The following is a 12,471-nucleotide window of genomic DNA, read 5'->3' on the forward strand; positions in this document are numbered from 1 at the left end:
ATGAGCCACGATATAACTGGTTTTAACCATGAACCCTGAACAATTGGACATGCCATGGAACTGAAGATTTTCTGGGTCGTCGACATGACGAATGGGGCTTGTCTAGACATTTACTGACTGGACTATGCCTAGATCCTGATGGGTGTTTGGTGCAGTCATATTAAGAGCTGCAACCAGTAAAAAGAAATAACAGGAATATGTCAAAGATCGGCTAAGCGGCTCGTCGGCCAAGTGCTAACGCGTCCTCAGCAAGAAAACCAAAATTTCTTGCAACAGGAGAGTATTGTCTCTTGACAGAGGGCCTTTTAATGGGAGTTGAATACGGCTTTGCCGTAGACCGAAGGTCTATTCAACCCCAGTAAAACCAAGTGAAATTCGCTGCGCTGAGACTTCGTCTATTTCACCCGGCAAGCACCCCAGGGGGGACCCCGGTTTTACGGGGCAGGCCGGGCGAGCTCAAGACGCCCCAGTTAAACCCGTTTGCAACGGAGACTAACGTCTGTTTAACGGGGCAAGCCCAGTTAAACCCTGCTGCGCAGGAACGCTTTCAGCGTTGTTTCACCCCAGTAAACTGGAAGAAAGTTTACGGGGCAGGCCGGGCAAGCAAAGGGCGCAAAGGGAAGAATTAACAAAGCGGGGTAGTCATATTTTTATCTCACCCAAGGCTGTGAGATAAAATAAGCCTTACCCCGGATAAACCCGTCTGCGACGGAGACCTGCGGTCTGTTTAACAGGGCAGGCCGCTTTGTCAAAGCTTGCCATCACTTCGTGATATGAGAATGACGTCTGTGGCGTAAAGGCTTTCTTTCTCTGCGGACTCTACCGCGCCTGCGTGAGATAAACCTTTTGCCTCACGCCGTCTTGTGTTGTGGATAGGGGTCGCATCAGTATCGCGCATCAAATGAATTATGCGTTCCAATCCAGAACCATACATAGACATCATCGTCCTTGAAAAAAGTTGCCCTGTATCCCATGCCTACAGTGATCTCATAAACCTTGAATTTTTTGTTCCTGGTCGATCCTATCAACTTTCTGCGCAGTGATGGATGATTCTGGTCCTGGATAAAAAGTTGGTATTGTTTCCTTGCATTTTCTTGAGTGTGCTCAGGCAACATGTCGAAAAGTGCTTTGAAGTCCCTGGTTCTTTTGGAACGTATTGCCATCATAAATCCATATCAACGGTATTTTTTCCGCGATATTCAGCTATTGACTGGCGGACAATATCAGAAAAATGATCACCGCTGTAGAATTCGTTGGTTGAGTCCGGAACATATTCGTTGTCAACACCTATTTTAAGGTAATGGACAATCCCTGAAAGTTGACTGACAACAAAATCTGGAAGTTCATTGATTTCTTTGATCAGCATTTCACGTTCACTCATTTCTGCCTCCTCTAAAGGCTTCATTTGGGGTGTTTCCAATTGCATGAAATCTCTTTTGATTACCAGACAGGAAGGCTGGTTTAGCTGATGGTTTTAAGCATCGGGCATATTCAAATTTTTAAGAGTTAGTGTTTTGAACTGGCTGTTCCAGGAGTCACTTAAGGCAAAGAGAAGCGTAAGGCAAAGAAAAATTGAACCGCCCGCTCCAAGAGTCGCTCAAGACGCCCAGTTAAACCCGTCCAGTTAAATGGCGGAAATTAAACCGGATAAATTTGCAACGGAGACTAACGTCTGTTTAACGGGGCAAGCAAAGGCCGCTAAGGGAAGAACATTTTTTTGAAAGCAGGGAAGACCTGCTTTTATAAAGGCCTGCCTCATCCCTGACGGGATAATTGATCCTTCCAGGCCGAAGGCCAAGCTTCAATCTCTGCGTCCTTGCGTCTTTGCGTGAGAAGAATTCTTCTGCCGCTCCCTAAGCAGAGAAAGTCATCCTGGAAAGAGCATGTAGCTGTCATTGGCCCGGTAACCCCTGACAGACCGGCTGAAAACCCATGCGTATGAAATGGCCGTCGTAACCGGCAAACATGCTGATGCTATGGCTTTGCATCAGGGCAAAACTGATGCAGTCAGCATAGCTGAGTGGAATTCCGGCATGGAGTCTCAACACCGCACATGCATCAATGCGCGTGGCTGCATCATATTCGAGTACCTGCAAAGGGGCGGAGTCCATATGGTCAAGGAACATAACAGCCAGATCATGGCGTTTCAATGAGCAATTAAGATATGTGACCGTTTCCCCTATGACAATTTCCGATGTGACAATCCTGCTAATCCCAAAATTCTTGGTGAAAACCTGCCTGGCATTGTCATGATGACGGTCCCTGGTGTCCATCAAGGCAATCCAGAACCCGGTATCAACATAGATAGGTCTCTTCATGACGCGCTATTGCCCTGCGAGATAGTCGTCATGCCGCTCAGAAGCGTCCATTCGAGCTGACACGCAGCCGATCAGACCCGTGACGCCATCCCAAGATGCCATAGCCTGCGGTGACGGCTTTTCCTGGCCAGTTATGCCCTGGGGCTTTGCGTCATAATCTTCGAAGATGACCGTGAGTTCATGTCGGCCTTCTACCTGTGGAGTTTTCTTCCAAATCACTTTTCCGTTGTCATATATTGCCTTGACAGCAAGCATGTCATTTCCTCCGTTGAGCTGAATCATCCCAGCCGGTTTTTCTCTTGAGTACCCTGAGCCTCTGCGTGAGAAATGCTAATTTTATAGCGTTACTTATGCTATGAACCAAAATTGTGAAATGATGTCAATACTTAATTAAATAAATGTTAATACTTATCTTTACTAACGCGGGCTTTGCCCGCAACCCAGATAAGATAAGAGTTTTTGCCCACCCCAGTTGAATGGAAGAGATTCAACGGGGCAGGCAGATCACACCCAGTGAAACCAGCTTCGCTGAGACTATGTCTGTTTCACAAGGCAGGCAAATTGACACAGATGTTTTTGTTTATGCTTGAATGAATAAGAACATTCAAGCATAAGGCATCAGCCGCTTACGCGGCGAGGTGCTGCCCTATTATCTGGGTGCATCAGATCAAAAGTTTACGTTCTTCCTTTGTTAACTTAGTGCCTTAGTGGTGTAATATTCTTTTTCTTTTTAACAGATACAAATACCCAGTTTGGCCTTGGGCCAGATGTCTTTCAGAAACATGCTCTCGCCCCAGCCGTGGTGAGCTATGATTACATCCGGATTAAAGCCGCTGTATCTTAATTTTTGAGCTGCGTTGAAGCAGGCTTCAGCCCGGATAACCTTGGTTTCAAAGTCTGATACCCAGGGGTGTATTCCAGGGGTTGTACCTTTGCTGACAGCATAAGGCACAATATCTATGCCCTGCCAGTTTCTGGTTTTGACCTGCTTGAGGATCATGGCTGTTACATTGTGTCCCCGGGCTGCAAGAGCAGGGGCCAGGTGTTTGAACTGGCCTGGAAAGTTTTGATGGATGAATAGTATGTTCATGCAGCAAAAAAATAAGCCCGCTGAAATTATTCAGCGGGCGGTGGGAATTATTTGTTAAGCATCTCTGAGAGTGCTCTGGCATATCCGTTTCTGGTGGTTTGGTAGACTGCCGTTTCATTTTTCAGTTCTTCAATCTTTTTATCCACAAACTGGATGGAAGCAATCTGCTGCTTTGCTTCCTCAGGAAGGGTTTCTGTGTCGTACTGTTTTCCATCAATAGTAATGGTCGGCAATTACTCACTCCTTTTGTTACGTGTTAAAAGTTATCACTAAGTGTTAATGGTTGAAGCATAAAGCCTCAAAATGTCAGGCTGTCAGGCTACATGCACGTCTGGACATCCAGACATAAAATACATCTGCAAAACTGAATTTTCGAAAAATACAAGAAATACAGTATTTTGCATGGATAATTTAGATGTCCGTTTATTCTGATGCTGAAAAAAGGGTAACTATTCACCATGTTGCGAGATGAGCCTGTATCCTGATTTGTTTTCTGTTGCTGCAAACTCCCAGCATGAGCCCGTAAGTCAAAACCATTAATTCTTTCAAGTAGCCTAGAGGTCTTCCCTGTCCATGATTTTGACTAACGGGCTCAGGGCTGGTCAAACAAGCAGCAATGGCGAAAACAAATCAGGATGCAGGCTTTATCTGAAAGTAGAATAATGTGGTGAACAGATACAAAAAAGGTTCATCCGAATGACGCGTATTACTGAAAATTGAAGTGTCCCTTTCTCAGTAAGAAAAAACAATTTTCTTCCAGCCATAATTAATATATTTCTGGCTTTTTACGTTTTTGCTGAATTCCTGAATCCAAAGCTCTCTTGTATCGCTAAAATCAATCAGCACCTTTTCCATATCCACATGTTCCACCCAGCCATGTCCGTATTGGTTGAGGCTGCTCGTGTCTACATAATGTCCTGTTTTCACGTCTCCCAACCACAGCCTAAACCAATGTTCACCGTGTTCATTGTTATGCACTGTTATTATATCGGAAAGGCTGGGATTATCGTCCAAGGGAGATCTTATAGAGCTATCGACCTGCTCCGAGTCATTGAAAACGACATCACTTTTTAACCATTCCAATTCTTTGCCTGGACGCCAAGGAAGCACATAAAGAATTGTGTCATGAGTTTGGGCATAGTCAAACAGTAACTCATGCAGCCTTTCAGATTCTATCCATCCATGTCCGTATTCATTAAAAGAGCTGGTATTGACATAACGTCCTGCAAGTTCTTTTTGATCATCATGTTTTCCAGTCCAAAGTCTTAACCACTTAATGTCATCATCTGGAACTATAACGTCGCCAAAGTTTGTTGAATTATGCCTGGGAGGATAAATTGACACTGAAGAAAAAAGATCGACCAGGCATTCATTATGTAATACCAGCCATGGACTGGTCTTTCCGCTATCACTTTCAGCCCGAACTCTAAAAAAATAAATTCCGCCTTTTAAATCGCTTACCAGTGCTTGCAGTTCATGGCCTGAATAAATTTCTGTACTTTGAGCAAAATCATGGTCAGATGATATTTCTAATATATAAGTAGCATCCTTTGTGGTTGTTTCACCCCATTTAACCAAAAAATTTCCCGAACTACTCAATATTGGGGCGTGTATGAATTCTGGAGCTTCAATGATAGAAGAAGCTCTTAAATCCAGTCTATACTCTCGCTCGGTCAATTCGCTCCAGCCATAACTGTTTCTGGCAGCAAATAAAAATTTGAATATCTTGTATTCACCTGGTTCAGCCTTAAGATCATAAGTACCAGCGCCATCAACACAAAACGCACTTTCCGTTGTCCGGGGGTCTATCGGCTTTTTCGGCTTGGGAGGGATTTCCCCGTCTGATGAAGCTCTAACCGTATAAGTATAGCAAATTTGAGAAGTTTGAGCGTATGCTTCGCTTCCTGTAAAGAAAAACATCAAGCAAATTATTAGCGGCAGAAGTACAATATACATATTCGACCTTCCTTGATGTGCAGGTTTCAAATTACACGGTGAACCAAAAAAGGCAGACACTAACGCGGCCTGTGCCTGCAACCCGGTAAAAGAAAAGAATACTAAATCATAGCTGTGACTGTCCCCGCAACTTACTAAAAATTAAAGCTGATGCGGTCGTTTTCATTAAAGACCAGAAAGTCTTCGTCCTGCTCTTCTTGCGCATTTAGTTCCTTAAAGTGCTCAAAGGCCAGTTTTTGAAGTCTGAACAGATGATGCACTGATACCAGCTGGATATAAGCTAAGGCCATGGCAAAATGATCCTTAAGCTCTGCAAAGGCTTCCCTTGACAGTTTGTTTAATACGTCATTGTCCACCCTTTGCAGTCCGGGTATTTTTTGTACGTTGTCTCCCCCCAGATTAACCTGCAGAGGCCAGTCAACAAGCAGACCGTGTTTATTAAGCAATGCGCAGGCATTGAATCCAATAACCCGGTCATTATGAATCTGTTCCAGAAGCTGCATTATCTGCTGGACTTCAGGAGCAGGCTTTCCGTCTTTGGTAAAGAAGGGCTTTGATCCCGGTGTATCCGGTGCAACAATGATATCTTCAGAATCTTCTACACACAGTACAGCCTGCCTGGTATCCACATTCACCATTCTGGCAAAGGGATAGGTCTGGAGTATAGTGGGTATGAAATCTTCCGCGCATTTGCCTTTTGCATTTATGTAGTGGTTCTGTCCGGGAAGCAGGGAAGTGAGCAGGGCTGGTGTATGGTGTTCTCCTGCCTGGATAATGGCTATGGGCAGATACGCTGCTGCTCTGGTCATCTCTCCGAGGCATACGGGTATGAGCTGGGTGTTGGCTGCGAAGCTGTAATCAGCAGCAGGCATCCAGTGTTTGTCTGCGTGCTGCTGGGTGTTTATGTGGGTTAGTTTTTCGTGGAATAGGTGCATATTTTGTTATCTGTTATCTGTTAATTGTTATTTGTCAAGAGTTAAGAGGAAGAAATTTTGAACCGCCCGCTCCAAGAGTCGCTCAAGACGCAAAGGGCGCTAAGGGAAGAATTAACAAAGCGGGGTAGTCTTATTTTATCTCACCCAAGGCTGTGAGATAAAATAAGCCTTACCGCTTTGTCAAAACTTGCCATCACTTCGTGATATAAGCCTTAGGCGCTGAATCCTGCCTCCTTGAGGTAGTTGGAGTAGGCAAGGGATCTTCTCTGGCCATCACGTTTATCAACTATCTCCAGGGCCTTAAGTGTGACATCGTATGCATTGTAGAGAGTGTGCATGATAAAAGCCAGACTCAAAAGCCTTTCATCTGACATGTCAAACCAGGATAGCGGTGAAGGTATGAAAACCGGCTCAACCTCGAGTAATTGGCTTTTAGCTGTAGTTTTAAGCTTTTCATTGTCAGGTTGATAACCAAGTCTGTTATCCTTGACCAGGTTGTGCATTACAAAGCCTTTAGATTCGGGAAAACTTCCAAGGGTAAACAATGAAGGCTGATTTTTGTACATGGGAAGAGTGGGAGCTTCGAGCTGGATTACTACAACTGATTGCAATGCCTGCTCTGCATTTTTTAAGATATCCAGCTCTGAGCCCTGCACATCCAATTTGAGCATGGCTGCGCCGGCAGCTTCCTTAACTTCATTTAAAGTAATGGTCTTAACATTTTCTTTACCAGTGACCTTGGCGGTTTTGTAACCAAATAGATTCAAGACAGTATAGTTGGGTTCAAGCAGAGAGTTCATGTGCGGTCCATTACACTGGTGAAATACTGCCGGACCACCGCTTCCAATGGCTGCCTTGATGTATTTACGATTTGCATCATTTTTCTGGTCAAGCTTGGCAAAAGATTTTTCATCAGGTTCAAACCCAAGGCAATGCAAGAGCCCATGCTCTACATACTCATCAAATAGCTGCGGATCCCAATCAAAATGACCCGCCCCGACATCCACCACAAGAGGTGGGGTGGGCAGTTTCATGATCTGTTTCTGCAGGATTCTCAGGTTACTCAGCCTGGCCTGGGGGCCGCCCTGCTGCAGTGTGGTTTCGGCTTTGGCTGGTCTGGATCTCTTGAGGTTTTTGATGCTGGTCTGCTGAATATCCGGCTGGGTGGCACTTTCAAAGGTAAGTTCCCTTAAGGTCAGATCAGGGTTGATTCCTGTATGGACTGCGGGTTTGCCTGCTGCGTGCCGGTCATAAAGACCAAGGCACAGGGCTTCAAGGATGAGTCCAAAGGCCTGGTTATCCACCTGGGCGCTGTTCCAATAGGTGTTTTTGACCTGATCCTTGTCTGTGTTTATCTGGGAGCGGTGCCGTCCGGCAAAGCTTACAGCCTTTTGTACGTATTCCTGAGGGGTATTGACTATCCACTGGGACAGTCCTGATGTATCAAGAATACCGGCAGCAACTCTGGAGGCAAAGGTTTCACCTGGAAGGGAAATAACCGGTGTTCCGGCTCTTAAAGCATCAGAGCAGGTGGTATGGGCGTTGTAGGGCCAGGTATCCAGGACCAGATCAGCGTGGCTCAGGCGGGCAATATGCCTTGGCTGGGGCTGATGGTTTGCAAAAACAAGGCGCTCAGGGTTCAGATTTGCCTGCTCCATTTTGTCCATAAGCAGTTCTTTTACAGCTTCGCTTTTGGGAGTGAACAGCCAGAGTACGGAATTATCTGTCTGTCTGAGTATATCCAGCCAGAGTTCAAAGGTATCAGGCGAAATCTTGTAATGCTGGTTAAAGCAGCAGAAGACAAAGGCGTCTTCCGGAAGGCCATGCTCCTGTCTTGTTCCGGCCAGAGTAAGATCTGGAGGAAGGTGATCGTTGGGCTGGTAGGATCTGGGCAGCTGGACTATCTTTTCACTGAATCCGTCCGCGTTGCCCTGAAAAGTAACCCAGGGGTCTCCAATTACATAATCAATATGTCTGCCCGCGCCCATGGAGCCTGGCATGCCCAGCCAGGTCATCTAAACGGGCGCTGGTTTGTAAGCCATGACTGAGACTCTGGTCTCTCGGGTCATGCCGTTTAAGTCGATTAAAATATCAATTTCATCCTGGTATATGCGCGCTGCAAGTTCAGGATTATTCAGGGAAGCAATATTAACAAAGCGGTCCACTCCGGTCTTGATGCGGTCTCTGGAATCAGACTGGTCGCTGAAGCTGTTGTTGTAGGCATACCACTCAATGTTTTCATGGGGCAGGCTTTCCAGAAGCCCGACTATCAGGTAGCCCACAGCATGGCCGCGAAGATCCGAGCTTAAAAATCCCACCCTGATTTTTTTGTCTTTGGTTCGAGCCTGGAGTTGCCGCTCAGGCACGGGCTTTACATGCTCAGACATTTTCTGCCAGGTGATTTCTGCTGCCTTAAGATGTGCTTTCTGGGGTACATTGGCTCCGAGGAGGGTAAAAGTAGCTGAGATACCCGGTGCTGTATCCAGGGGATTTTCCAGAGCCTTGCCAAGAAGTGTTTCCAGTCTGGGGAGCGAACCCCAGATCATGTTTTTGCGGCAGATATCCACAGCAGTAGCCAGAAGTATGGCGTCCTGCACTCCGGTTTCAGCCAGGCCCGCGGCTGCCTTGTCCACGAATTCCAGATCAAGCACTTCCGGATCCAGAGACTGCAGAAGCTGCCAGGATTCACCGTGCGCGGCCTGCAGGTTCAGTGCGGTTTTAAGATGTCTGAATACGCTTTCATCATCTTTTTCCGTGGCAGATACTTTTCCGCGCAGAAAATAAATATCCGGATGCTTGGGGGCTATATCCTCAGCCTGAATCAGACATTGGGAGGCCTTTTCCGGGTCTTCCTTAGCCAGGGCAATGCGGGCCAAATTCAGCCACGGCCCTGGTTCTTCCATCTGGCGGGTCAGTTCGGTAAAGCTCTGCTCTGCCAGATCAAGCTTGCCCCCCACCAGTTGCAGGGTAGCCAGATTGGACCTGGCTGCCGGCATATTGGGGTTAAGGTTCAGAGCCTCCTGATAGACTTTTTCTGCTTCCTGCAACAGTCCGGCGTTTTTCATAATTACGCCGTAATTGGTCAAGAGCACTGCGTCAGGGGGATCCATATCCTGTATGGCTCTTCTGGCCTGATTAACAGCGTCCTGTATCTGTCCGGCCTGTTGCAGGACTACAGCCAGAAACAGCCGCGCGTGGGCAAAATCAGGCTGCTTCTGTAAAATAAGCTCATAGCGCTTTTTTGCAGCGCCCAGCTGGCCTTTGCGGTGCAGGTTTTCAGCTTCCTGGAATAATCTGACAATCTGTGGGTTCATGGCAGGTTCCTCTGAATTTGGTTGGTAGGGGAGCACTACGCAATTTTAGAAAAGCAGCTTAAAACCGGCACAACCGGGCACCAGGGGACAGCCGGGAACCGGGGACTGTCCCTGGCTTCGGGACTGTCCCCGGTTCCCGGTGTGCCGTACGGCTTTCAAAAATTGCGTAGTGCTCCCTTTAGTAGCGTAAAGAAAAAAAGGCCCCCCGAAGAGGGCCTTTTGTTAGTGTTGGGTTTGGTTGTTGGGGTTAGACTATGGTGAAGTCGTTTGCTGTGTAGTTACCATCATGACCTTCATTGACACCAACCAGGAATATTTCGTTGGCATCTACTACTGAGTCACCATTTCCCACGCCGGTTGCTGATCCAAGATATGCCCAGACATAAGAGTTTGAGGTACCTGTGACTGTGAATAAGAAGCTTTTATCAGCATCTGCGTCATCAATGGAGATTTCTTGCTCCTTCAGGAAGTTAGCAACAGCTGTTGCATTAGATCCATCAGCTACTTTAAGGTCTGTATTCACTAAATTGATGGTAAGCCCTCACAGGGTTACTACCTGTGTTCCTGTTTAATCCAGGCCAGGTCTGGTTTTTGATCTTTGAAATAACAGTTGAATGCATCCACCAGGGTTTCGAACGTGGACTTGCCCTGCAGTCGGCATGTTTGCCGCAGCGATAAGATCCGCTCCACCCAGCGGCAGCCTTTCTCGCTATTGGTTCCCTGGCTTCGCTTGCGCCAGAGCACTGCAAAGCGGATAATCCGTTCAGCAAAGTTGTTGGTCGGCTCTACTCCTTCTTCGTGCAGAAAGGTGAACAGCGAATCCATATGCTTCTCGAGGCTGCGGACAAAAGTCCCTGCTTCGCTCTTGCTTTCGCGGTAGAGCGCAATCAGTCTGCAGAGCCGGGCATAAAAGGATCTCCATTCGCCTACGGTGGGAAAGTCTTTGCCCCAACTGCATAAAAGCTTGAGTTCCTTGCGGGCCCAGCTGCCACAGCGGTGTAGCTCGGGGTCGCTGCGCTCTGCAAGGCCTTTGGCCCGGCGAATGAGGTGTGCCAGGCAATTTTGCCTCATATTGGCCCATTTTTGATAAACCCCGTAATTGTCGCTGACCAGGATACCGGTCCACGCGCCGATCAGGGCTTCAAATGCCTCCTTGGAGCGGTTGGTGTGGATCATAAAGAAGGCTACAGTCGTATTGGCCATGACCCACAACCAGTTCAGTTCTCTGCCGTTATACCAGGGCGTTTCATCAAGATGGTTGATATCTGCGACCCGGGCTGTCTCTTTTATCGCCTCATAGTGTGGCTCAATAGCCTGTGATGCCCGGTCAATGACTTTCTGGATCGCACCCTGGCTGATGGGAGTTTTAAGCACCGAGGCCAGAAATGTTTGAATCGTTTCCCGGCTGTTGCCGTCAATGCCTCCAATCTCGGCAATCAAGGCTGAAAGTCTGGGACCGTAACCGGTTTGATATTGCCCTGGGACGCAACCCTTGCTGGTTTTTCCGCAGTTTAGGCAACGCCCGGAGTAGAGCACGAAATGCATCACCTGCATGACGATTTCCGGCAACTCAATATGCTGGTGAGTATAGTACGGCTTCTGATCATCGAACTCGGTGCAGCCGCACGTGCAACTCTCTGGATGAACAGGTTTGACTTCCGTCGGCTCCAGAAGCTCTTGCCGGTATCCTTTTCGGGGCTGTCGCTTCTTCTTTTTTTTCTCGGCAGGCTTTTTCTTGTATGGCGAGTCCGAGGAAGGCGGCTTGTTGGAATTGGAAGAATCCTGGCCCAGCCTGGCCTCTAGTTTTTCGATCCTCTTGGTAAGATGCAGGATCAGCCTGATGACGGAAGGCGGAGTCTTTTGCCAGTCATCAATGGAGATTTCCAAGCCATCCGGAAGGAGCTGTTTGTCAACCATGAAGCACCTCCCGGTAATTCTTCTGTAAAGGATACAGGTAAACAGCCTTCACCGGCTTGGAGTGCTCGTTGCGGATATCGTTTCTGCCGCGGCCTTGAGTAAGGCCGACATATTGCCAGTTGGCAGCTTTGTAGCAAATGCCTGCAAACCGATCCTTTTCGATGAAGGTCTCAAGCAAGGTGACCGTTTGCCGGTAATAACTTTGCCAATCGTCAGCCAGGGTTCTAATGTTGGCGGCCAGCAGCTTGGAGGCAAGATTTTTGATCCGTACCCAGGGAAAAATCAGAAAGCGAACGTTATTGACCACCTTGTGGATATTGGCCTCCCGAGTGGCACTGTCCCAGCCGATAAAGGCGTCTCGACAGGCCACTTTCCAGGCAGCTGATCCCCAGCCCAGGCAAGCCACCGGCCTTTCGTTCAGACAGGCGATGTGTTTGAGATATGAACCGACAATCCAGGGGTTGCCCAGGTAATGATATCTGTCGATGAGATAATCCCATAACCCTTCATCCGGAGTTGAACGTACCATTTTGATTGTCAATGAGCCAAAATCGGAGACCGTGCCACATAGTGGAGTGGTATCGTGTGCATATTCCCGGCGGTCGGCCCGCTTGGGAAACCTGAAGCTCTCCCACATCCGGGGAGGCAGCTTGATTTCTTCTTTCTTTTCAAGCGTGAGAAGCAGGACCCGGCAGCCGCGTTCCTTTAAAAGACCGTTAGCCTGCCGCCAATCCCATTTCTGACAAAGGATTCTTGAGATGGCGGATCGGCCTTTGTCCCAATGATCGGCAATGACAGCCCGGATCATATCCAGGTCATCATCGCCTATATGACGGCCTCGTATATAGTATTTTTTGTCTGGCAAGGTCCTTCCCCCTCGTAATCTGGAAGAACCGTATCAAAGAATTTAAGATGTCGTCAGTAAAAAATTGCACCTTGAT

General features: G+C 47.5%; 13 protein-coding genes. All 13 read right to left on the minus strand.

Going from position 1 to position 12,471, the window contains the following annotated elements; genetic code table 11:
- Nucleotides 1–884 precede the first annotated feature (884 nt).
- Nucleotides 885–1,166 carry a hypothetical protein gene (locus LZ23_RS09895; RefSeq protein WP_198145952.1) on the minus strand — a complete coding sequence of 94 codons (282 nt, stop codon included), beginning with the start codon at nt 1,164–1,166 and terminating at the stop codon, nt 885–887.
- On the minus strand, nt 1,163–1,381 hold the full coding sequence (locus tag LZ23_RS09900) for a hypothetical protein (RefSeq protein WP_157493180.1): 219 nt from the start codon (nt 1,379–1,381) through the stop codon (nt 1,163–1,165). The genes LZ23_RS09895 and LZ23_RS09900 overlap by 4 nt, the downstream gene beginning before the upstream one ends.
- A gap of 511 nt (nt 1,382–1,892) precedes the next feature.
- Nucleotides 1,893–2,318, minus strand: a complete 426-nt coding sequence (locus tag LZ23_RS09905) for a type II toxin-antitoxin system VapC family toxin (protein WP_084590994.1) — start codon at nt 2,316–2,318, stop codon at nt 1,893–1,895.
- 6 nt (nt 2,319–2,324) lie between these two features.
- Nucleotides 2,325–2,573 (minus strand): hypothetical protein, encoded by a 249-nt coding sequence (locus LZ23_RS09910; protein ID WP_198145953.1) that lies wholly within the window; start codon nt 2,571–2,573, stop codon nt 2,325–2,327.
- Between the two features lie 475 nt (nt 2,574–3,048).
- The gene (locus LZ23_RS09915; protein ID WP_045213777.1) at nt 3,049–3,408 is read right to left on the minus strand and encodes a hypothetical protein; all 360 of its coding nucleotides are present in this window, start codon (nt 3,406–3,408) and stop codon (nt 3,049–3,051) included.
- Nucleotides 3,409–3,455: 47 nt separating this feature from the next.
- Nucleotides 3,456–3,641 carry a DUF6447 family protein gene (locus tag LZ23_RS09920; protein ID WP_045213778.1) on the minus strand — a complete coding sequence of 62 codons (186 nt, stop codon included), beginning with the start codon at nt 3,639–3,641 and terminating at the stop codon, nt 3,456–3,458.
- A gap of 499 nt (nt 3,642–4,140) precedes the next feature.
- Nucleotides 4,141–5,424 (minus strand): hypothetical protein, encoded by a 1,284-nt coding sequence (locus tag LZ23_RS09925; RefSeq protein WP_157493181.1) that lies wholly within the window; start codon nt 5,422–5,424, stop codon nt 4,141–4,143.
- 74 nt (nt 5,425–5,498) lie between these two features.
- Entirely contained in the window at nt 5,499–6,299 is an 801-nt protein-coding gene (locus LZ23_RS09930; protein ID WP_084590995.1) for a SapC family protein, read from the minus strand.
- A gap of 212 nt (nt 6,300–6,511) precedes the next feature.
- A complete protein-coding gene (locus LZ23_RS22555; protein WP_052507283.1) occupies nt 6,512–8,314 on the minus strand; it encodes an FkbM family methyltransferase in 1,803 nt (600 codons plus the stop codon).
- The gene (locus LZ23_RS22560) at nt 8,315–9,613 is read right to left on the minus strand and encodes a tetratricopeptide repeat protein (protein WP_052507284.1); all 1,299 of its coding nucleotides are present in this window, start codon (nt 9,611–9,613) and stop codon (nt 8,315–8,317) included.
- A 247-nt stretch (nt 9,614–9,860) separates the two neighbouring features.
- Nucleotides 9,861–10,136: a hypothetical protein gene (locus LZ23_RS09940; protein ID WP_045213781.1), complete on the minus strand. Its 276-nt coding sequence runs from the start codon at nt 10,134–10,136 to the stop codon at nt 9,861–9,863.
- Nucleotides 10,137–10,165: 29 nt separating this feature from the next.
- Nucleotides 10,166–11,530 carry an IS66 family transposase gene (tnpC, locus tag LZ23_RS09945; RefSeq protein ID WP_045213783.1) on the minus strand — a complete coding sequence of 455 codons (1,365 nt, stop codon included), beginning with the start codon at nt 11,528–11,530 and terminating at the stop codon, nt 10,166–10,168.
- Nucleotides 11,523–12,395 (minus strand): Druantia anti-phage system protein DruA, encoded by an 873-nt coding sequence (locus LZ23_RS09950; protein WP_198145954.1) that lies wholly within the window; start codon nt 12,393–12,395, stop codon nt 11,523–11,525. Before LZ23_RS09950 ends, tnpC begins: the two co-directional genes overlap by 8 nt.
- Nucleotides 12,396–12,471 lie beyond the last annotated feature (76 nt).

The sequence above is a fragment of the Desulfonatronovibrio magnus genome (assembly GCF_000934755.1).
In the GTDB taxonomy this organism is placed as follows: Bacteria; Desulfobacterota; Desulfovibrionia; order Desulfovibrionales; family Desulfonatronovibrionaceae; genus Desulfonatronovibrio; species Desulfonatronovibrio magnus.